The organism is Ruegeria sp. C12, from assembly GCF_056537745.1.
Genome location: NZ_JBQFSA010000001.1, coordinates 511988 through 533873 on the forward strand (window position 1 = coordinate 511988; position 21886 = coordinate 533873).

General features: G+C 60.9%; 21 protein-coding genes. 17 read left to right on the forward strand and 4 right to left on the reverse strand.

Translation table 11 applies throughout. The features are described 5' to 3' along the window. Nucleotides 1-42 precede the first annotated feature (42 nt). Nucleotides 43-417, forward strand: coding sequence for a glycine zipper family protein (locus ACR0C9_RS02380; protein ID WP_170452101.1), 375 nt, complete (start codon nt 43-45; stop codon nt 415-417). Here the strand turns inward: ACR0C9_RS02380 and ACR0C9_RS02385 are convergent. Both ACR0C9_RS02385 and ACR0C9_RS02390 read right to left on the reverse strand, forming a co-directional pair. Continuing rightward, a complete protein-coding gene (locus tag ACR0C9_RS02385; protein ID WP_480780305.1) occupies nt 414-1601 on the reverse strand; it encodes a BaiN/RdsA family NAD(P)/FAD-dependent oxidoreductase in 1188 nt (395 codons plus the stop codon). The genes ACR0C9_RS02380 and ACR0C9_RS02385 overlap by 4 nt on opposite strands. Nucleotides 1602-1694: 93 nt before the next feature. Then, nucleotides 1695-2141: a hypothetical protein gene (locus tag ACR0C9_RS02390; RefSeq protein ID WP_170452097.1), complete on the reverse strand. Its 447-nt coding sequence runs from the start codon at nt 2139-2141 to the stop codon at nt 1695-1697. Nucleotides 2142-2299: 158 nt separating this feature from the next. On the opposite strand from ACR0C9_RS02390, the gene ftsW reads away from it, so the two are divergent. The 15 genes from ftsW (at nt 2300) to ACR0C9_RS02465 (ending at nt 18801) form a co-directional block, all read left to right on the forward strand. Next, on the forward strand, nt 2300-3463 hold the full coding sequence (ftsW, locus tag ACR0C9_RS02395; protein ID WP_480780306.1) for a putative lipid II flippase FtsW: 1164 nt from the start codon (nt 2300-2302) through the stop codon (nt 3461-3463). After that, nucleotides 3463-4560: a UDP-N-acetylglucosamine--N-acetylmuramyl-(pentapeptide) pyrophosphoryl-undecaprenol N-acetylglucosamine transferase gene (locus ACR0C9_RS02400; protein WP_480582287.1), complete on the forward strand. Its 1098-nt coding sequence runs from the start codon at nt 3463-3465 to the stop codon at nt 4558-4560. The genes ftsW and ACR0C9_RS02400 overlap by 1 nt, the downstream gene beginning before the upstream one ends. Beyond that, entirely contained in the window at nt 4557-5966 is a 1410-nt protein-coding gene (gene murC / locus ACR0C9_RS02405) for a UDP-N-acetylmuramate--L-alanine ligase (RefSeq protein ID WP_170452091.1), read from the forward strand. The genes ACR0C9_RS02400 and murC overlap by 4 nt, the downstream gene beginning before the upstream one ends. 77 nt (nt 5967-6043) lie before the next feature. After that, the gene (locus tag ACR0C9_RS02410; RefSeq protein ID WP_480780307.1) at nt 6044-6292 is read left to right on the forward strand and encodes a DUF2484 family protein; all 249 of its coding nucleotides are present in this window, start codon (nt 6044-6046) and stop codon (nt 6290-6292) included. Further along, entirely contained in the window at nt 6289-6531 is a 243-nt protein-coding gene (locus tag ACR0C9_RS02415) for a DUF2484 family protein (RefSeq protein WP_170452087.1), read from the forward strand. The genes ACR0C9_RS02410 and ACR0C9_RS02415 overlap by 4 nt, the downstream gene beginning before the upstream one ends. A gap of 56 nt (nt 6532-6587) precedes the next feature. Further along, a complete protein-coding gene (gene murB / locus ACR0C9_RS02420) occupies nt 6588-7514 on the forward strand; it encodes a UDP-N-acetylmuramate dehydrogenase (RefSeq protein ID WP_480780308.1) in 927 nt (308 codons plus the stop codon). A gap of 103 nt (nt 7515-7617) precedes the next feature. Continuing rightward, a complete protein-coding gene (locus ACR0C9_RS02425) occupies nt 7618-8541 on the forward strand; it encodes a D-alanine--D-alanine ligase (protein ID WP_170452083.1) in 924 nt (307 codons plus the stop codon). After that, nucleotides 8529-9536, forward strand: a complete 1008-nt coding sequence (locus ACR0C9_RS02430; protein WP_170452082.1) for a cell division protein FtsQ/DivIB — start codon at nt 8529-8531, stop codon at nt 9534-9536. Before ACR0C9_RS02425 ends, ACR0C9_RS02430 begins: the two co-directional genes overlap by 13 nt. Before the next feature lie 8 nt (nt 9537-9544). Further along, entirely contained in the window at nt 9545-10879 is a 1335-nt protein-coding gene (gene ftsA, locus ACR0C9_RS02435; RefSeq protein WP_170452079.1) for a cell division protein FtsA, read from the forward strand. Further along, nucleotides 10866-11279 carry a hypothetical protein gene (locus ACR0C9_RS02440; RefSeq protein WP_170622368.1) on the forward strand — a complete coding sequence of 138 codons (414 nt, stop codon included), beginning with the start codon at nt 10866-10868 and terminating at the stop codon, nt 11277-11279. Before ftsA ends, ACR0C9_RS02440 begins: the two co-directional genes overlap by 14 nt. 349 nt (nt 11280-11628) lie before the next feature. After that, complete coding sequence (gene ftsZ, locus ACR0C9_RS02445) at nt 11629-13230, forward strand: cell division protein FtsZ (RefSeq protein ID WP_170452077.1); 1602 nt, start codon at nt 11629-11631, stop codon at nt 13228-13230. Between the two features lie 213 nt (nt 13231-13443). Further along, on the forward strand, nt 13444-14364 hold the full coding sequence (gene lpxC, locus ACR0C9_RS02450; RefSeq protein WP_480780309.1) for a UDP-3-O-acyl-N-acetylglucosamine deacetylase: 921 nt from the start codon (nt 13444-13446) through the stop codon (nt 14362-14364). Nucleotides 14365-14490: 126 nt separating this feature from the next. After that, on the forward strand, nt 14491-15333 hold the full coding sequence (locus ACR0C9_RS02455; protein ID WP_170452073.1) for an outer membrane protein assembly factor BamD: 843 nt from the start codon (nt 14491-14493) through the stop codon (nt 15331-15333). Between the two features lie 31 nt (nt 15334-15364). Next, nucleotides 15365-17014 carry a DNA repair protein RecN gene (recN, locus tag ACR0C9_RS02460; protein WP_480780310.1) on the forward strand — a complete coding sequence of 550 codons (1650 nt, stop codon included), beginning with the start codon at nt 15365-15367 and terminating at the stop codon, nt 17012-17014. Nucleotides 17015-17115: 101 nt separating this feature from the next. Beyond that, nucleotides 17116-18801 (forward strand): chloride channel protein, encoded by a 1686-nt coding sequence (locus ACR0C9_RS02465; RefSeq protein WP_170452070.1) that lies wholly within the window; start codon nt 17116-17118, stop codon nt 18799-18801. Here ACR0C9_RS02465 and ACR0C9_RS02470 read toward each other — a convergent pair. After that, nucleotides 18798-20165, reverse strand: coding sequence for a DUF3179 domain-containing protein (locus ACR0C9_RS02470; RefSeq protein WP_480780311.1), 1368 nt, complete (start codon nt 20163-20165; stop codon nt 18798-18800). The genes ACR0C9_RS02465 and ACR0C9_RS02470 overlap by 4 nt on opposite strands. 189 nt (nt 20166-20354) lie before the next feature. Between ACR0C9_RS02470 and ACR0C9_RS02475 the strand changes: the two genes are divergently transcribed. After that, nucleotides 20355-21476, forward strand: coding sequence for a TauD/TfdA family dioxygenase (locus ACR0C9_RS02475; RefSeq protein ID WP_480780312.1), 1122 nt, complete (start codon nt 20355-20357; stop codon nt 21474-21476). A gap of 43 nt (nt 21477-21519) precedes the next feature. Here ACR0C9_RS02475 and ACR0C9_RS02480 read toward each other — a convergent pair whose 3' ends face one another. Beyond that, nucleotides 21520-21861, reverse strand: coding sequence for a DUF427 domain-containing protein (locus ACR0C9_RS02480; RefSeq protein WP_170452064.1), 342 nt, complete (start codon nt 21859-21861; stop codon nt 21520-21522). Between the last annotated feature and the right edge of the window lie 25 nt (nt 21862-21886).

A 21886-nucleotide genomic window follows, 5' to 3' on the forward strand; every position in this document is an offset into this window, starting at 1 on the left:
TGGTCTTGCCTTGGCGGGACGTTAGAAAACGAGGTTACGGATATGTCCAACCGAAAGAAATTGATGGCCTTGCCAGCGGTGCTGCTGATTGGGGCCTGTGCAAGCTCGGGTGCCAATTATACGCCAATCATCGACGGCAATATTGGCCCGAATTACAATGCGGATCTGGCGCAGTGTCAGGCTCTGGCCCGGACGCAGCCAACTGTTGATGGCCGAACGGCAGGTGCGGCGGCAATTGGTGCAGCGGGTGCGGCGGGTGCGAAGGCGATCATTGATGACAGCGCCAGCGACCTTGGCCGTACGGCTGTCGCAGGGGCGTTGCTGGGCGCGGGCGCAAGCGCGTTGCAGAACAACCAGAACCAGGAAGTCATCGTGCGCAACTGCATGCGCGGGCGCGGGTATAACGTCGTCGGCTAAGGATGCTGACGGCTTGCAATGGCGGTTCCGGCGGCATGCCCCGAGGACCACGCCCATTGAAAGTTGTATCCGCCCAGCCAGCCGGTGACATCCACCGCTTCACCAATCGCATAGAGGCCGGGGATCTCCCTGGCCTCCATCGTTTTTGACGACAGGTCGTCTGTGTCGATCCCGCCCAGAGTGACCTCGGCGGTGCGATAGCCTTCAGTGCCCGAAGGGGTCAGATGCCAATCGGACAGGGCGGCGATCAGGTCTTTGAGCGCCGCGTCGGACTGGTCGGCCAGATTGCCCTGCATCGGGATATGCTGGCTGAGGTAGTCCACCAGCCGCGCGGGCAGGTGGCGGGCCAATTCTGTGGTCAGTGCCTTGCGCCCGCCGCTTTGGCGTTGATCGCGCAGCAGGTCGAACAGAGGCAGATCGGGGATCAGGTTGACGCGGATCGCCTCGCCCTCGCGCCAATAGGACGACAGTTGCAGCACCGACGGACCGCTGAGCCCGCGATGGGTGAACAGCAGCGCCTCGTCAAAGCTAGTACGGTCGTTTGACAGCCGCGCTGGCAGCGAGACGCCCGAGAGGTCTTTGAATTTCCCGTCCGAGAAGGTGAACGGGACCAAAGCGGCACGTGTTTCGGTGATTCGCAGCCCGAATTGCTGCGCGATGTCATATGCCAGACCAGTCGCCCCCATCTTTGGGATCGACTTGCCGCCGGTGGCCAGCACGAGGTTGCTGCAAGTCAGGCTGAGGCGCTGACCTTCGCGGTCGACCTCAAGTTCAAACCCGGCCTCGGTCTTGCGCAGGTCCCTGAGTTCAGTTCGCACCCACAGCTCGGCCCCGGCGCGCTCCATCTCGGTCAGCAGCATCTGGATGATCTGTTTCGAGGAACCGTCGCAGAATAGCTGCCCCAGCGTTTTCTCGTGCCACGCGATATTGTGGCGCCCGACCAGATCGACGAAATCCCATTGCGTATAGCGCGCCAGGGCGGATTTGCAGAAATGCGGATTCTGGGACAGGAAATTTGCCGGTCCCGCATACATGTTGGTGAAATTGCAGCGCCCGCCGCCCGAGATGCGGATTTTCTCGCCGGGGGCTTTTGCATGGTCGATCACCAAAACGCGCCCGCCGCAGTGGGCGGCGCACATCATACCGGCTGCACCGGCCCCGAGGATGATCGTGTCGTAGGTCATGGGCGAGGGATGGCGTGGATTGAAGGGGATGGCAAGTGCACTCGGATCGATTGGAGCGAATTCGAGCGCAAAAATAACTCGATGGGGCTGGATCTAGTCTAGAGGAACTCGAAGCTTCTTGGGTCTGCGTCTTCCAAGCGGATCGACTATTTCAGAGCGCTTGCCACTATTGCCGAGATACTCTCTTGAAGATCGACGTCCATTGCGATCTTCGATGGTGATCACATATTTATTTCCGCTTGACTGAGATATAAAGCGCACCAGAAAAGCGGTGTAGTCAGAATAGTTTACTTGGTTTTGCTCGCAAAAATCAGGGAACGCGTTTCTGAACAGCGGAAGAAAGGTTGCCAACTCATCGTCGAGCAACTCACCGCAAGCCCGGCCCGTTAGGAAGTTGGCGATGAAATAGCCGTTTATATGTCGAGCCGCCTCGGCAAACACCGAAATTCCGATCATGTGGCCCGGCACAACGAAGCTAAGGCCACCAGCCAGTGAATCGGTGAAGTTATGGGCTACGCTATGAAGAATGCTGTGTTTCATGCCGCAACTCTAGCCTCGACGCTGAGCAGAGAAAAAGTAGGGTTCTGTTCTTTTGTGCGTTGCCCTTCATTTCCCTAGCCCAATCGCCAAAATCCCTGTAGACTCTCAACCAGATCCCGAAAACGGGACACGAGTGAGGCAGTAAGTGGCGGTATCTCATGACTGAGATGGTGTATGGCGCGGTCCAGGGCCAGCGCGGGGAACCGATTCTACCAAAGTGGTGGCGTACGATTGATCGCTGGACGATGTCCTGCGTTCTGATCCTGTTTGTCATCGGGCTGTTGCTGGGGCTGGCCTCATCGCCGCCGCTGGCCGGGCGCAACGGGTTTGATCCGTTTCACTATGTTGAACGGCAGGTGTTGTTCGGCGGGCTGGCGCTGATTGCGATGCTGCTGACGTCGATGATGTCTCCGACCCTTGTGCGCCGTCTGGCGGTTCTGGGCTTTCTGGGGGCGTTCGTCGCGCTGGCCTTCCTGCCGATCTTTGGTACCGATTTTGGCAAAGGGGCGGTGCGGTGGTATTCGCTGGGCTTCGCCTCGTTGCAGCCTTCTGAATTTCTGAAGCCCGGATTTGTGGTTGTGGCCGCATGGTTGCTGGCGGCCTCGCAGCAGATCAACGGCCCTCCGGGGCGGTTGTGGTCTTTTGCACTGTGCATGGCGATTGTCGGGATGCTGGTGATGCAGCCCGATTTCGGGCAGGCGTGTCTGATCCTGTTCGGCTGGGGCGTGATGTATTTCGTGGCCGGGGCGCCCATGCTGCTGCTGGTTGGCATGGCGGGCGTGGTCGTGCTGGGCGGTATGTTCGCCTATTCCAACTCGGACCACTTTGCGCGCCGCATCGACGGGTTTCTGAATCAAGAGGTCGATCCGACCACCCAACTTGGCTATGCCACCAACGCCATCCGTGAAGGCGGTCTGTTTGGTGTTGGCGTGGGTGAGGGGCAGGTGAAGTGGTCTCTGCCCGATGCGCATACGGATTTCATCATCGCTGTGGCGGCCGAGGAATACGGCCTGATCCTGGTGCTGATCATCATCGCGCTCTATTCGCTGATCGTTGTACGCTCGCTTTTGCGGCTGATGCGCGAACGGGACATGTTCATCCGACTGGCGGGCACCGGTCTGGCCTGCATGTTCGGCGTTCAAGCGATGATCAATATGGGTGTTGCGGTGCGCCTGCTGCCTGCCAAGGGCATGACGCTGCCCTTTGTCAGCTATGGTGGTTCGTCCCTGATCGCAGGCGGCATCGCCATCGGCATGTTACTGGCCTTCACCCGCACCCGCCCACAGGGCGAGCTTGGCGATATTCTGCGCGGACGAGGTTGATGAGCAAACCCTACCTTCTGATTGCGGCGGGCGGCACCGGGGGCCACATGTTCCCGGCGCAAGCGCTGGCCGAGGCGATGCTGCACAAGGGCTGGCGCGTGCGCCTGTCCACCGATCCGCGCGGCGCGCGCTATACCGGTGCCTTCCCCGAAGGCGTTGAGATTGTCGAGGCATCCTCGGCCACTTTCGCGCGTGGGGGTCTCGCTGCCAAGGCGCTGGTCGGGCCAAAGATTGCTGGCGGCGTCGCCAGCATGGCCTTTCAGATGATGCGCGACAAACCGGAAGTGGTCGTGGGCTTCGGGGGGTATCCCTCGATCCCGGCGCTGGGTGCGGCGACACTGCTGAAAATCCCGCGCATGATCCACGAACAGAACGGCGTTCTTGGACGTGTGAACCAACTGTTTGCCACCCGCGTCGCTCAGGTGGCCTGCGGTGTCTGGCCCACCGATCTGCCGGAGGGCGCGCGAGGCATCCACACCGGCAACCCGGTGCGCGCGGCCGTTCTGGATCGGGCAGCCGCTCCCTATATCCCGCCGGGCGAATACCCGATGTCGGTTTTGGTGATGGGCGGATCGCAGGGCGCGCGCATCCTCAGCGATGTCGTGCCCGGAGCGATCGCTGCATTGCCCGAATTCCTTCGATCCTACATCCGCGTCTCGCATCAGGCGCGGGACGAGGATGGCGACCGCGTCACCGCCTTCTACGCCGACCATGGCATCCGCGCCGATGTTCAACCGTTCTTTGACGATGTGCCCCGCCGTATGTCGGATGCGCAGCTGGTGATCAGCCGCTCGGGTGCGTCCAGCGTGGCCGATATCTCGGTCATCGGGCGGCCTTCGATCCTGATCCCGTTTGCTGCCGCCGCTGGCGATCACCAGACCGCCAATGCCCGTGGGCTGGTACAGGCAGGCGGGGCGATCATGATCCCTGAAAATGCTCTTGACGCGGCCGCGTTGACCGAGCAAATGACCACGGTTCTGACAAACCCCGAAGCCGCACAGAAAATGGCCCACGCCGCCTTGTCGGTCGGGGCACCGGACGCCACCGAGCGTCTGGTTGCCCAGGTCGAGCAACTGGCGCAGAAGGAGACCACATGACCCCAGCAACCAAACTGCCGCAGGACGTAGGGCCGATCCATTTCGTCGGGATCGGCGGGATCGGGATGTCCGGCATTGCCGAGGTGTTGCTGAACCTTGGGTACAGGGTTCAGGGATCGGATCTGAAGGCGTCGAAAATCACCGACCGTCTGGCCTCGCTGGGAGCCGAGATTTTCGTGGGGCAAAAGGCCGAGAACCTCAAGAACGCTGCAGTGGTTGTCACGTCGACCGCGATCAAACCGGGCAACCCGGAACTGGATGAGGCGCGCGCCCAAGGCCTGCCTGTTGTCCGCCGGGCGGATATGCTGGCCGAACTGATGCGCTTGCGCTCGAACATCGCGATTGCCGGAACCCACGGCAAAACCACCACGACCACAATGATGGCCGAGTTGATGGTGGCCGGTGACTTTGACCCGACCGTGATCAATGGCGGCATTATTCACGCCTATGGCTCGAACGCGCGAATGGGGCAGGGCGAATGGATGGTGGTCGAGGCTGACGAATCCGATGGCTCGTTCAACCGCCTGCCTGCAACCATCGCCATCGTCACCAATATCGACCCCGAGCATATGGAGCATTGGGGCGATTTCGACACCTTGCGCGATGGGTTCTACGAGTTCGTCTCGAACCTGCCCTTCTACGGTCTGGCTGTCTGCTGCACCGATCATGCTGAGGTGCAGGCTTTGGTGGGGCGCATCACCGACCGCCGCGTGCGCACCTATGGTTTCAACGCGCAGGCGGATGTGCGGGCCGAGAACCTGACCTACAAGGGTGGCGTCGCGCATTTCGACATCCACTTGCAATACGAAGACAAAGTGATCGAGGGCTGCACCCTGCCGATGCCGGGCGATCACAACGTGTCAAATGCGCTGTCTGCGGTGGCCGTCGCACGCCATCTGGGCATGAAGGCCGCGGAAATCCGAGAGGCACTGGCCAATTTCGGCGGTGTGAACCGTCGTTTCACTAAGGTGGGCGAGGTCGATGGAGTCACCATCATCGACGACTACGGCCACCATCCGGTCGAAATCGCTGCTGTGTTGAAAGCCGCGCGTCAGGCGACCGAAGGCCGTGTGATCGCTGTCCACCAGCCGCACCGCTATTCCCGCCTGTCCAACCTGTTCGACGATTTCTGCACCTGCTTTAACGATGCCGACGTCGTCGCCATTGCCGAAGTGTTTGCTGCCGGAGAGGACCCAATCGAAGGCGCGTCCCGCGACGATCTGGTCGAAGGTCTGATCCGTCACGGCCACCGCCATTCCCGCGCGATCTTGAGCGAAGATGATCTGGAACGTCTCGTTCGGGAACAGGCTCGTCCGGGCGATATGGTCGTCTGCCTCGGGGCCGGTACGATCAGTGCTTGGGCCAACGGGCTGCCTGAGAGATTGCAAAGAAAACAAGCAGTTTGACGTTCATCCTCATTTGCCGCACAACCTGAAAGTGTGATAGAGTATTCACTGATACCGCGTACCCGTGGAGGGGGCGAATGGACTATTCGATGATCTTTGCCGCGCTTTGGGTGATCTGCGCGACTATCGTGGCGCTGTTGCCGATGCGGCTGCAATTCCCTCCGGGTATCTTGCTGCTGACCTGCGCGCCGGTTCTGATCCTGTGGCTGGGCTATGATCACGGCTGGTTCTGGTCGGTTGCGGCCTTTGCCGGGTTCGTGTCGATGTTCCGCAATCCCATCCGCTTTTACTGGCGCAAATGGACGGGCCGGGAGGTCACGGAATGAGCTGGTCGATTGCTCTCGCCGCTGCTTGGGGTGTGGCCGCCAACGTGCTGGCGATGATCCCCAGCAAGGACAACCACTGGACCCGCGCATATATCCTGATTGCGGTGGGCATTCCCATCGTTGGATATGTCACGTTCGAGCATGGCCCATGGATTGGTTTGCTGGTGCTGGGAATGGGGATGTCCGTGCTTCGGTGGCCGGTGATTTACCTCGGGCGTTGGCTGCGTCGGCGGGTCTAAGCAACGTATCCCTTATACGTCTTGCCTTGGTCGCCTAAATCCGCGATCTAGCGGCCATGAGCACTCTTCCATCGACACGCGGCAGGCTGTCCCAAAATCGCAGCCTCAACGACCTGACATGGCTCCGCGTTGGCGGGCCAGCGGACTATCTGTTTCAACCTGCCGATCTGGAAGACTTGCGGGGCTTTCTGCGCGATCTGCCCGCAGACACTCCTGTTTTTCCGATGGGCGTCGGGTCTAACCTGATCGTACGCGATGGTGGTTTGCGTTCCGTGGTGATCCGGCTGGGGCGCGGGTTCAATGGTATCTCGGTCGAGGGTAACACCGTCACTGCAGGCGCGGCGGCGCTGGATGCGCATGTGGCGCGGAAGGCGGCGGATGCGGGGGTTGACCTGACTTTTCTGCGCACAATTCCCGGATCAATCGGTGGCGCGGTGCGGATGAACGCGGGCTGCTATGGCAGTTACACAGCGGATGTTCTGCGCAAAGCCACCATCGTCACGCGGCAGGGCGAGGTCGTGGACCTGACCCCTGAGGATCTGAACTTCCGATACCGCCAGACCGATCTGCCCGAAGGTGCGGTGCTGGTTTCGGCGACGTTCGAAGGCCCCTCGGGCAATCCGGAAGACCTGCATGCCCGCATGGAAGCGCAGCTGAAAAAGCGGGATGAAACTCAGCCGACCAAGGATCGCAGCGCCGGATCGACCTTCCGCAACCCGGCGGGTTTTTCCTCGACGGGGCGGGAAGATGATGTCCATGACCTCAAGGCGTGGAAGGTGATCGATGATGCGGGGATGCGCGGGGCCACCAAGGGCGGTGCGCAGATGAGCCCGAAGCACTCGAATTTCCTGATCAATACCGGTGACGCCACCGCTGCCGACCTCGAAGGGCTGGGCGAAGAGGTGCGAAAAAAGGTTTACGAAACAAGCGGCATCACGCTAGAGTGGGAAATCATGCGGGTCGGTGATCCGCTGACAGAATAAAGCCCCAACCGTCAGACCATAACAGGCAAATTAAGGCGACGGATCAAAGGCATAACGCAGTACGGACCACGACATAAGGTCCGGGGACATTGAGGCGCACAAAGTGGGACTGTCGAGCAGGACAAACCCCAAAGTGGCGGTATTGATGGGCGGCCCCTCGGCGGAACGCGAGGTGTCACTCAGCAGCGGGCGCGAATGCGCAGCCGCCCTTGTGGGAGAAGGCATTGAAGTGGTCGAGCTGGACGCGGGTCCCGACCTCTATGCGCGCCTATTGGACATCAAACCGGATGTTGTATTCAACGCCCTGCATGGCCGCTGGGGTGAGGATGGCTGTGTGCAGGGTCTGCTGGAATGGATGCGCATTCCCTATACGCATTCGGGCGTGCTGGCCTCGGCCCTGGCGATGGACAAGCAGCGCAGCAAAGAGGCGTTTCGGGTGGCCGGGCTGCCCATCGCGGAAAGTGTGATTGCCGCCAAGTCGGATGTGATGGCCGATCACGTCATGCCACCGCCCTACGTGGCCAAGCCCAACAACGAAGGGTCCAGCGTCGGCATTTATATCGTGCATGAAAACGCGAACGGCCCGCCGCAGCTGTCCGAGGACATGCCCGATCAGGTGATGGTCGAACAATACGTGGCGGGGCGCGAGTTGACGGTGACGGTGATGGGCGATCGCGCCCTGACCGTGACCGAGATCATGACCGATGGCGGCTGGTATGACTATGACGCCAAATACAAGCCCGGCGGCTCGTGGCATGTGTTGCCTGCCGAGATTCCGTCCGAGATTTTCGATCTGTGCATGGACTACGCGTTGCGCGCCCACAATGTGCTGGGCTGCAAGGGCGTCAGCCGGACCGATTTCCGCTGGGACGACAGCAAGGGGCGCGACGGCTTGTTCCTGCTGGAGACCAATACTCAGCCGGGCATGACGCCGACCTCGTTGGTGCCCGAGCAGGGGCAGCATCTGGGCATGACATTCGGCCAGCTTTGTGTGTGGATGGTGGAGGACGCCTCATGCGACCGCTGACAGCCACCCGCGCGCCAGTGATTCACCGAACCAAGGCCTTGGCCGGTCCGGATGCCGATTTTGAATCTGCGGATACGGAACCCCATGACACTCAGCCCGTTCTGCGCTTGAGCGGAGTAAAGCTGTTCAACCGCACAGCGCGCCGGGCTGATCCTGCGCCGTCGCGGCTCAGCTATCGGTTCCAGCGGTGGATGCTGACGCCGGGCATTCGACTGGGTGTCAAGCTGGGCCTGCCGATTTGCGCGGTGGCTGCTGCCATCGGCCTGTACTTTGCGTCGGAAGATCGGCGCGAGGCGGTCAGCACCTATATCGCCGACATCCGCACCTCGATTCAGGAGCGTCCGGAATTCATGGTCAACCTGATGGCCATTGATGGCGCAGGGGCCGGTCTGGCCGACGATATTCGCGAAGTGGTGCCGTTGGATTTCCCGATCAGTTCCTGGGATCTGGATGTCGAACAGATGCGCGACACGATCACCGGGCTGGACCCGGTGAAATCCGCGACCGTGCGAATCCGGCCCGGAGGCATCCTTCAGGTCGATGTGGTCGAACGGCAGCCCGTGATCGTCTGGCGCACCCGTGACGGCGTTGAGCTGTTGGATGAGACCGGTGTGCACGTGGATCAGGCGGCCTCGCGCAAGGATCATGCGGGCCTGCCCTTGATTGCGGGCGAAGGTGCGGATGCGCATGTGGCCGAGGCGCTTGAGATTTTTCAGACCTCGCGCAGCCTTGGCACTCGTGTCCGGGGATTGGTGCGCGTGGGTGAGCGCCGCTGGGATCTGGTGCTGGATCGTGGTCAGCGGATCATGCTGCCGACCGAGCGCCCGGTGCGCGCGCTGGAGCGTGTGCTGGCGGTGAACGAGGTGCAGGACCTGCTGGAGCGTGATGTGGCCGTGGTCGACATGCGCCTTGGGAACCGGCCAACTATAAGAATGACCAAAGCCGCCAGCGAAGACTGGTGGAATACAAAAGTGAACGCGAGTAACGGGCAGTAGCAACCATGATGACCGATCTTTATCAGTCCCAGCGCGCCATGCGGCAGATGCGCAGACAAGCGATGCAACGGGGCGTTATCGCCATTCTGGATGTGGGCAGTTCCAAGATCGCATGCCTTGTGCTGCGGTTTGACGGGACCGGTCGGCTGAGCGAAGACAACACCATCGGGTCGATGGCCGGGCAGACCGGGTTCCGCGTGATTGGCGCGGCGACCACACGCTCGCGCGGGGTGCAATTCGGTGAAGTCACCGCGATGCAGGAAACCGAGCGCGCCATTCGCACCGCATTGCAGGCAGCGCAGAAGATGGCCGATATTCGTGTCGATCACGTGATCGCCTGTTTCTCGGGCGCAAACCCGCGCTCTTACGGTCTGGACGCGCAAGTCGATCTGGAAGGCCAGCTTGTGACCGAGGCCGAGGTGGGCCGAGTGCTCAACGCTTGCGACGTGCCGGATTACGGGGCAGGGCGCGAGGTGCTGCATGCCCAGCCGGTGAATTTTGCGCTGGACAACCGCTCGGGCCTGATCGATCCGCGTGGGCAGTTGGGGCAGAGCCTTGCCGTGGACATGCACATGCTGACTGTCGACGCTGTGGCGATTCAGAACATCGTGCGTTGCATCAAACGCTGCGATCTGGAATTGGCGGGGATTGCGAACTCGGCCTATGTGTCGGGCATCTCGGCGCTGGTCGAGGATGAGCAGGAATTGGGTGCCGCCTGTATCGACATGGGCGGTGGCACGACCAGCGTCTCGATCTTTATGAAGAAACACATGATCTATGCCGACTGCGTGCGCATGGGCGGCGATCACGTGACGCAGGACATCTCGATGGGTCTCGGCGTGCCGACTGCCGTGGCCGAGCGGATCAAGACCTTTAACGGCGGCGTCCATGCCACCGGGGCCGATGATCGCGACCTGATCGATATCGGCGGCGATACCGGCGATTGGGAGCATGATCGCCGTACCGTCAGCCGGGCTGAATTGATCGGTATCATGCGGCCTCGGGTCGAGGAAATTCTGGAAGAGGTCCGCGTGCGGCTGGATGCCGCCGGGTTCGAACATATGCCCAGCCAGCAGATCGTTCTGACCGGGGGCGGCAGCCAGATCATGGGGCTGGACGGTTTGGCCACGCGCATTCTGGGTCAAAGGGTCCGCCTGGGCCGTCCGCTGCGCGTTCACGGCCTGCCGCAATCGGCGACGGGGCCGGGCTTTTCCTCAGCCGTAGGTCTCAGCCTGTTTGCGGCACATCCGCAGGACGAATGGTGGGATTTCGAAATTCCGGTCGATACCTATGCCGCGCGCCCGTTCAAGCGCGCGGTGCGGTGGTTCCGTGACAATTGGTAAAACCCTTGGCGGCGCCGCTCTGGCGTTGTGGCCGGGTCTCGCCCCGGCCCAAACCCTGATCACGCCCGAGGTTTTTCTGGACGCCGTTATCGGCAAAACCGTCATGTTCTACGAGATCCGCAGCGGTGATCTGGTCGGAACGGAGGAATTCCTGAACCACAGAACTTCGGTCTGGCGGGAAGCAGGGAGGGGCTGCGTCTACGGGCAGATCACCACGCCCAACGGCCAGATCTGCTTTCTATATGACAATGACCCGGATGGCATTCCGGTCTGCTGGTGGCCGTTTCTGCATGAAGACCGCCTGATGGTCCGGCTGGCGTCATTGACAAACGGCGAAATTCAAGAGGTGCGCAGCATCACCGAAAACGGCTTGGACTGTCCAAGTGCCCCGATCAGCTAAAGAAACCGGTTGCGACTGCGGGATTTATCCCTAAAGATATCCACAAGGCCCGTCAGAGGCCCGGCGGCAGGACATTGAGCAGTTTTCCGCCCTACCAAAACCGGGATTTCCGTCCGTGTGCAAATCAATCGCCACGGCGCGGTTTTCGGCTGTCTTGTGGCATCTTTAGGCCACTCCGCAAGATTTGGCGGCTGGTGCGAAATACCGCCGTTTGATGCCTTATTTCCTCCATATTTTGTGGATTTGCGCGATTTTTGACGTGACCTTTGCGCATCACAAGGATAGAATCGAACAAGGATAGGTAAGAAAAACACCGCTTTGGCGGAACAAAAATACAGGCGGACAGAGCATGACATTGAATCTTTCGATGCCCGGGCACGACGAACTGAAGCCTCGGATTACAGTATTTGGCGTTGGCGGCGCAGGCGGCAACGCGGTCAACAACATGATTGAAAAACAGTTGGACGGCGTCGATTTTGTCGTCGCCAACACCGACGCGCAGGCGTTGCAGCAAAGCCAGTCTTCGGCGCGGGTGCAACTGGGTGTGAAGGTCACCGAAGGTCTGGGGGCAGGGGCCCGTCCGACGGTTGGGGCCGCCGCCGCCGAAGAAAGCATCGAACAGATCGTCGATCATCTGGCAGGTGCGCATATGTGTTTCATCACCGCCGGTATGGGCGGGGGTACCGGTACCGGGGCCGCGCCGATCATCGCGCAGGCCGCGCGGGAACTGGGTGTGCTGACCGTTGGCGTTGTCACCAAACCCTTCCAGTTCGAAGGTGCCAAGCGCATGCGTCAGGCCGAAGACGGCGTTGAAGCGCTGCAACAGGTCGTTGACACGCTGATCATCATCCCGAACCAGAACCTGTTCCGTCTGGCCAATGAAAAGACCACGTTCACCGAGGCGTTCTCGATGGCCGATGACGTTCTGTATCAGGGCGTCAAGGGCGTGACTGATCTGATGGTGCGTCCGGGTCTGATCAACCTCGACTTCGCGGACGTGCGCGCCGTGATGGACGAGATGGGCAAGGCGATGATGGGCACGGGCGAGGCGACCGGCGAAGATCGCGCCATTCAGGCCGCCGAAAAGGCCATCGCCAACCCGCTGCTGGACGAAATCAGCCTCAAAGGCGCGAAAGGCGTGTTGATCAACATCACAGGCTCGCACGACCTGACACTGTTCGAACTGGACGAGGCCGCCAACCGCATTCGCGAGGAAGTGGACCCCGAGGCCAATATCATCGTCGGTTCGACCCTCGACACCGCGATGGAAGGCGGAATGCGTGTTTCGGTCGTGGCGACCGGGATCGATGCCACGGAAAAAACCAGCGATGTGCCGGTTGCGCGCCGTTCGATGTCCGAGCCGCTGACCCGCACCGTATCGGCCGAAGAACCTGTGCGTGAAGAAGCACCTGCCGCGGCAGAAGTGGCAGAGGCCGCGCCTCAGATGCCGGAAAATCGCGAACCCTCGCTGTTCGAGGCAACCGAAGAGCCCGCGCAATTCCAGCCGCGTGACGAACAGGACGATGATGGCCTTCCGCCGCCCGCCTACCAACCGCGTGTCGCTGAGTTCGAACCGCAGCCGGAACCTGTTGAGCAGGCGCCGGACGCCTACGCCGCGCAACCGCATGCGGCGGGAACGCCTTCGCCCGAAGCGCTGCAGCGCTTGCAGGCGGCGGTGCAGAATGTCCCCTCGGCAGCACAGCGTCTGACCGCAACACGGTCGCCGGAACCCGCGCCGCAGCCGCAAGCTGAAGCCGAAGAACGCCCCCGCTTTGGCTTTAACCGTCTGATCGACCGCATGACCGGTCACGCCGCGGATACCCCCGCGCAGCCGGTCCGTCAGCAGCCCGCGATGCGGCAGGCTGACGCCACGGCACCTGCGCATGAAGAAGCGGATCCCGACCAGGAGCGGATCGAAATTCCGGCTTTCCTGCGCCGTCAAGCCAACTGATCGCGGTAACAAAATGAGCATCAGGGGTCGCCATCAGGCGGCCCTTTTTCTATATTTGTTAAGGATTTATGAGCAGATAAGCAGGGTTTTGCCGATCTGTTACAGTGATGTTTCATTCAGTTACAAAGAGTGAGTTGAGCCTGACCGCCCGCTTCCTTAACTGGGAGTCCAACACAGCCGTCCGAGGCTGGACACCACTCGCTGAGGCCCATTTTGCAACATACGCTCAAATCTCCGGTCACGTTCAAAGGCGTCGGACTGCATGGCGGTCAGCCTGTTGTCATGGTTCTGAAACCGGCAGCAGCAGGTCATGGCATCTGGTTCAAACGGACGGATATCGAGCTGGGCAACGCTTTGATCCCTGCCATCTATGACATTGTCGAACGTACGCCGCTGTGCACCCGGTTGATCAATGATGCAGGCGTGTCGGTGTCGACCGTCGAACATATCATGGCGGCGCTTGCAGGTTGCGGCGTGCACAACGCGCTGATCGAGATTGACGGGCCCGAAGTGCCGATCATGGACGGGTCGTCCATTGATTTTGTGCGGGGCATCATGGCCAAGGGCGTGCGCCGTCAGGCCAGCCCGGTTCTGGCTTATGAAGTGCTGAAACCCGTCACCGCATCGCGCGAGGGGGCCAGCGCATCTATCGCTCCGGCGGATGGGCTGATCATCGATTTCCATATCGACTTTGAAGATGCCGCTATCGGCAATCAGACCAAAACGCTGGATATGCGCAACGGATCCTTCGTGCGCGAGCTGAGCGATTGCCGCACCTTCTGCCGCCGTATCGACGTGGAAGCCATGCGCGAAAACGGTCTGGCCCTGGGCGGTACGCTGGAAAACGCTGTTGTGGTGCAGGGTGACGAGGTTCTGACCCCGGGTGGCCTGCGCTATACGGACGAAGCCGTTCGTCACAAGATGCTGGATGCGTTGGGTGACCTTTATCTGGCGGGTGGTCCGATCCTGGGTCATTTCACCGGTGACAAGTCCGGCCATTCGATGACCAACACCCTGCTGCGCAAGCTGTTCGAGACACCCGGCGCCGTGCGTCCGATCCTGTGCACACCTGAACAGGCAGCCCGCTTGCCGGGTCAGGGCCTTGTTCTGGATGAAATTCCGGCGGTCGCCTGATTCAATCAACTCTGACGACATTTGCGACAGAGCGCGTATAAGGCGTTTTGCACCGGAAATATCTATGCTAGACCATGGCTCAATTCGGGGCAAACCTCGTTGAGTATGATGACAAGGATGGGCGGTATGGTTGGCAGCAAAGCGGCAGTCAGGTTCGCGGGCGCGATTCTTCTGGCAGCAGTTTTGACAGCATGTGGTAACAGGGGCGCTGACCGCGAACAGAACCTTGAAGGCTTCACGCCCGAGCAGATTTATACGCGTGGCGAATATGAGCTGTCGCAGAATCGCTCGGACGATGCGGCGTGGTATTTCTCGGAAGTCGAACGGCTGTACCCCTATTCGGATTGGGCCAAACGCGCGCTGATCATGCAGGCGTTTTCATTCCATGCCGACAAGAACTACGAAGAAAGCCGCGCCGCCGCGCAGCGCTATATCGACTTTTACCCCACCGACGAAGATGCGGCCTATGCGCAGTATCTGTTGGCGCTCAGCTATTATGACCAGATCGACGAAGTTGGCCGCGACCAGGGCCTGACCTTTCAGGCCCTGCAAGCGCTGCGCACGGTGATCGAGGTTTATCCCGACAGCGAGTATGCCACCTCGGCAGTGTTGAAGTTCGATCTGGCCTTTGACCATCTGGCGGGCAAGGAAATGGAGATCGGGCGCTATTACCTGCGTCAGGATCACTATATCGCGGCCATCAACCGCTTCCGTGTCGTGGTCGAGGATTTCCAAACCACGTCGCACACAGCCGAAGCGCTGTATCGTTTGGTCGAGGCTTATCTGTCCTTGGGTCTGTTTGATGAGGCGCAGACCGCAGGCGCGATCCTTGGGTACAACTACCAGTCCTCGGAATGGTATGACGATGCCTACAAGCTGTTGACTTCGCGCGGGCTGGATCTGAAGAGCCGTGGCAACAACTGGCTCAGCCAGATCTATCGCCAGACGATCAAGGGTCAGTGGTTGTAAGCTGGTGACGGTCTGGGGATGCTAACACCCGATGCTGCGCGCCTTAGATATCCGTGACATGCTGATCATCGACCGGTTGGAACTGACGTTCCAGCCGGGTCTGAACGCGCTGACGGGTGAGACCGGGGCGGGTAAGTCGATCCTTTTGGATTCGCTGGGGTTCGTTCTGGGTTGGCGCGGTCGGGCCGAACTGGTCCGGCAGGGTGCGGCGCAGGGCGAGGTGGTGGCCGAGTTTGAGCTGCCCGACGGCCATCCGGCCCATGCGGTTCTGGCCGAGGCCGGTTTGCCGGGCGGAGAGGAATTGATCCTGCGCCGCGTCAACACCGCCGAGGGCCGCAAGACCGCCTGGGTCAATGACCGTCGTTGCTCGGGCGAGGTGCTGCGGGCGCTGTCCGAAACGCTGATCGAATTGCACGGCCAGCATGATGATCGCGGATTGCTGAACCCGCGCGGCCACCGGGTTTTGCTGGATGACTACGCTCAGGTCTCGGAACAGTTGGCATCGGTGCGCCGTGCGTGGTCCGAGATGTCGCGCAGCCGCAAGGCATTGGCCGAGACCGAGGCCGCGCTGGCCGCGATGCGCGCTGAAGAGGAATTTCTGCGTCATTCCGTGGCCGAGTTGGACAAGCTGGACCCGCAACCGGGTGAGGATGCCGATCTGGATGCGCGCCGCCGCATGATGCAGGGGGCCGAGCGGATCCGCGATGATGTCGCCCGGGCATTTGACCTGTTGGGCGGTGAGGGGGCCGAAGGCGCGATGTCGGACGCAATGCGCTGGCTCGAAGGTGTGTCCGACAATGCAGGCGGGCAGTTGGAAGACCCCATCGCTGCGCTGGGGCGTGCCCTGATCGAATTGGGTGAGGCGCAGGACGGTGTGAACGCCTGCCTTCAGGCGCTGGACTTCAATCCAGCGGAACTGGAAGCCGCCGAAGAACGCCTGTTCGCGATCCGCGCGCTGGCCCGCAAGCATAACGTGGCACCGGATGATCTGGGCCCGTTTGCAGATACTCTGCGGGATCGTTTGGGGCAGTTGGACGCCGGTGACGCCGATCTGGCCGAGTGTCGGGCCGCCGTCGAGGCTGCGCAGTCCACATATGATACGGCTGCGGCCAGGCTCAGCGCGACCCGCCAAAAGGCCGCCGGGCAGTTGGATGCGGCGGTCATGGCCGAGCTTGCGCCGCTGAAAATGGAACGGGCGGTGTTTCAGACAGAAATATCGCCAGCCGATCCCGGCCCCGAAGGCACCGATGCGGTGGCCTTCACGGTTGCCACCAACCCCGGCGCACCGTCGGGGCCGCTGAACAAGATCGCCTCGGGTGGTGAGCTCAGCCGGTTTCTGCTGGCGCTCAAGGTTTGCCTGTCCGGTGATGACAGTGCCCGAACGATGATCTTTGACGAGATTGACCGGGGCGTCGGCGGTGCCACTGCCGATGCGGTTGGGCGCCGACTGGCAGCCCTTGCGCAAGGCGGGCAGGTGCTGGTCGTCACACACTCACCCCAAGTGGCCGCGCGGGCTGCGCATCACTGGCGGGTGCAGAAGCAAGTAAGCGCGGGTCAGACCCTTTCGACCGTTGTGCCCTTGGCCGAAGGTGATCGCGTGGATGAGATCGCCCGAATGGTGTCGGGCGACACGATCACCGACGAAGCGCGCGCTGCCGCCCGCGCCTTGCTGGACGCCTGACGCCGTTTGTGGCGTTTCCTGGTGCCCCCACCGTCGCTATCGCACTTTTATATGGCCGCCCCGTGGCTTACTAAGGGGTATGTATTGATCCCCGAGGGCCAATGACCCAGTCAACCCGCACCGTTCTGCGCAACCAGCTCAATCAGGCCATGGCCGCGATCAAGGATGCGTGGCGGGTGATGCGGCGTCGTGGGCCCAGCCAGATTCAGTTCTGGTTCATCGCGCTGGCCATCGGAATCGCCGCCGGGTTCATGGCGCTGGGGTTCCGCAAGGCGATCCGCGCGCTGCAGGCGTATCTCTACGACACCGAGGATATTCTGCTGTTGCACAGCCATGCAGAGATGCTGCCGTGGTTCATGGTGTTGATCATCCCCATCATTGGCGGTCTGATCGTTGGTATCATCCTGAACAAGTTTACCGATGATGGCCGCGTGCGGTCTGTCGCGGACGTGATCGAAGGGGCCGCCGTCAGCGATGGCCGGGTAGAAACCAAGGCTGGTATCGCCTCGTTCTTCGCCTCGCTGATCACGCTGAGTTCGGGCGGCTCAACCGGTCGGGAGGGGCCGGTGGTGCATATGGCCGGTGTCATCTCAACCTGGGTCAGCAACCGCATCCACGCCGACGGGATCACCGGGCGGGATCTGCTGGGGTGCGCGGTCGCCGCCGCCGTTTCAGCCAGCTTCAACGCGCCCATCGCCGGGGCGCTGTTTGCGCTTGAGGTGGTGTTGCGCCACTTCGCCGTGCACGCCTTTGCGCCGATTGTCATCGCCTCGGTCGCGGGGACGGTGATCAACCGTCTGGAATATGGCGATGTCACCGAATTTACGCTGGATACGCCCGGATCGCTGCAATTCTACGTGGAACTGCCCGCCTTTCTGATCCTCGGGCTGATCTGCGGGTTCGTCGCCTTGCTGCTGATGCGCTCGATCTTCTTTGCCGAGGATATTGGCAACCACATCCAGAACCGCCTGTCTCTGCCCGGTTGGCTGCGCCCGGCTGTGTCCGGTGCGATGCTGGGCCTGCTGGCGATCTGGTTCCCGCATATCATCGGTGTGGGGTATGAGACGACGACCCGCGCCCTGACCGGCGATCTGGTTTTGACGACGGCCATCCTGTTTGCCGTGGTCAAGACCGTTGCGGTTGCTATCACCATGGGCGGGCGCATGGGGGGCGGGGTATTCTCACCCGCGTTGATGATCGGGGCGCTGACGGGGCTGGCCTTTGGTCTGATTGCCACCGGTTTGTTGCCCGACGTGTCGGGAACCCATACGCTCTATGCCTTTGCGGGGATGGGGGCGGTTGCGGCGGCTGTTCTGGGGGCGCCGATCTCGACCACACTGATCGTGTTTGAATTGACCGGAGACTGGCAGATCGGTCTGGCCGTGATGGTGTCGGTGTCGATGTCTACAGCGCTGGCCTCGCGTCTGGTGGATCGGTCGTTCTTCCTGACCCAGCTTGAGCGTCGCAATGTGCATCTGGCCGCCGGGCCGCAGGCTTATCTGCTGGCCATGCTGCGGGCCGGGGCGGTGATGCGGCCCATTGGCGACGCGCGTTCGATCACCGCTGACGAGGCGCGCGCGCTGATTGAGCAGGGCCTGTGTGTCAAGGCCAGCGCCACGCTGGAGGCTGCGATGCCCTATTTCGACCGGGACGACATTCCATGCATCCCGGTGATCATCCTGGAAGACGACGGGACCGAAACCCCGGTTGGTGCCTTGTATCACGTCGATGCGCTGAAGGCGTATAACCGCGCGCTGGCGGCCACAGCGGCCGAGGAGCATTCCTAGCCCCGATAGACGCTCGCGGCGTCGCCCAGATAGTTGTCCCAGGCAAACCAGTACGAGATATGCCCGGCCACCCGTGGCAATTGGGTGCCATCCGGGCCGATCAGCATTTCTTCGGTCAAGGTCCACTTTCGGCCTGCTTCATCCACCAGACCGCCATCCGCAGCCGTGAACCTGTGTACGGCACGCTCATAGGCGCGGACGGTGCGCCGATCCGGGTTGCCGATCAGGACCAAAGGCCGGTTCGCAATCGCATCGTTGATCACGCGGGTTCGGCTGAACGCATCCAATGGCCAGGCCCGTGCCGCGCCAAACTGACGGATCGCAAACACATAGTCCTTTTGCCGGTGCTGCGACTGATCCACCTGCGCCGGGAACATCAGTTCGGATGAGGCAAAATACTCGCGATACACCACGCCCGAGCCATAGTTCCGCCGATGCCCGGTGTTCAACGACAAGGCCCGCGTGTCAGGGTGCGAGGTTTTCCAGCTGTCCCAGGTGGTGATGACAACCGGTCGCTGCTTGAGTTCTATTCCGCTATCGACCAGCGGGCCGACGACAGGCTTGCCGGTATACTGGTTCCACAGCGAATGCGTCTCGCGGTCAAACATCAGCTTGTTCGAACGGTAGAGGAACCCAGACGAGCCAAACACAAAGGGCTTGCGCCGTCCCGCAACCTGCGTTTCGAACAGGATGCCGGACCCGCACAGGGTGCAATAGGCCAGGGCGACCGGGACACCGCCGATCACCTCGTTAAACATCTCGTGCCAGCCCATGATCCGCAGCGGATAGGCGCGCGTGTCGCCGTTGATCGAGACGCCAAAGACCAGATCATCGTCCCTGAGGTAACTGGCATCCGAGGCCGAGATCAGCGTCGGATTGTCCAATGAGGGAATGCCATCCTTGTAAACGCCGCCCCATGCGATCTCTTCCAGCCGGATTTTCATCCTGTCGCGCGTCAGGTATTCGGGCCGCAGGAACAGATCGAAATTCTGATCGATCCCCAACAGAACTTCGCGTTTGAACGGGATGAGCGACGGATGGGGGACCAGTTGCGGGTTCCGTTCCTGCCAGAGCATCCAGTCAAACCAGTCAGTGCCGTATTTCTGGCCCGAGAGGGTTTCAATCACTTCGGAAATCTCGTCCCGCCGCCGGTCAGAAAACCGCATCGCGGTGATCAGGGCCGGAACCACATCCGGGTTTCCTCGCCGTATCAGGTAAGCCATCTGTGCTTCAAAATCGGTACGACCGGAATACAGCGTGCTGCGTATGGCCTCCAGCACCGGATCGCTTTGCGCCCATACCGACCCCGGCACTAACGCTCCGACCCCGATCAACCCGGCAAATCTGCGACGTGAAACAGACATGGCACCCTCCTGTTCGCATCCACATTCAGTGTGCACGCCACACGCTTCACATGCACACCACAGTCGCGTGAGCAGGATACGCGAATTTGAAATTGGCTTTGCGTCGAAATTCGAATCTCGTCATGGTCGCGTCAGAATCCCGGAAACGGGACCAACACATGCGGTTGTTTCATCTGCCAGGAGCCAGCGATGTCGAACACAAATGGTGCGGTTGCTCTGAAAGATCAGGGGCTTGTTCTCCACACCGGTGGGCAGGACGTCTATTTCAACTATTACTGGCTGCGGGACAATTGCACCTCGTCTTTTGATCCCGAACTGCGTGAGCGCACGTTTGACATTACTTCGCTGACTCAAGCCCCGCAGGCCAGATCGGCCGAGGTTGAGGGCAATGATCTGATCATCGATTGGCTGGGTGAAGACCACCAAAGTCGATATTCAATCGACTGGCTGATGGGTTTTCAGACACGCGGCGGGCGGGATGATCCGGCGGTGCTTCCCAGAAAGCTCTGGCGGTCCGGGCACAGCGACAGCTTTCCACGGTTCAGCCAACATGACGTGATCCACGAAATGCCAACCCGCGCGGCCTGGGCCCGTGCCTTGCTTGAAGAAGGCGTCGCCGTCATCACGGATATGGAGGACAGCGACGAGTCCTTGACCAAGCTCGCCAATTGCCTCGGGCTGGTCCGGCCCTCGGTCGCTGGTGAGTATTTTGATGTGAAGGTCCACATAGACCCCGTCAATCTTGCGTTCACGGCCAATGCGCTGGAGATGCATACCGACACACCGTCAGAAGAAATGGCGCCCGGTGTTCAGTTTCTGCATTGCCGCAGAAACAGCGTGGATGGGGGCTACAGCCTGTTTGTCGACGGGGCCGCCGTGGCCGAAGACTTCCGCGCCGAACATCCCGAAGACTTTGATCTACTGGTCCAGCATCAAGTGCCGTTTTTCTATGACCACGAAGATTTCGACTGGCGCGCGCATCAGCACGTGATCGAACTGGATACCAATGGCACCGTGTCAGGCGTGACCATCTCGCAGCATATGGCGGATGTGTTTGATTTGCCCCAGGACGTTCTGGATGCCTATTACCCGGCTTTCAGCAAGTTCCTGCGGGCAATCAACAGCCCCAAATACCTCAACCGCTTTCGCATGCAGGCCGGAGAGTGCTTTGTCTTCGACAACCACCGGATCGTTCATGGCCGCGAGGCGTATTCTGCCACAAGCGGAGAACGCTATCTGCGGGGATGTTACATCGACCGGGGCGAGATGCGATCAAGCTACCGCACGCTGGTGCGCAAGGGTTATGCCTGATCCGCGCCGCAGCCCAGGGCAAATACAGGTGAGCCAAACAGGTTTAAATCTGTTCAACCTTCACTGACTCCGCCGGATAAAACGCCAGATAACCCTTGATCTCGGCCATGGCAGGGATCGGGTTTTCATAGCTCCAGGCGGCGTTTTCTGTCACCGATGACTTGTTCACGATCGAATAATGCGTCGCGTCGCCCTTATGCGGGCAATGCGTAACCTTGTCCGTCTGATCCAGAAACGCCATCGCGATATCCGCGCGAGGAAAATAGACCACTGGATCCAGATCGCCTTCCAGCAGTACCAGAGCATTGCTGCTTTCGCCCAGAACCGCACCGCCCGAGCGAACGCTCCACTTTCCGTCCGCCTTCTCGATTGTGATCTCAGTCATATTTCGTCTTTTCCTCGCCTTTTTC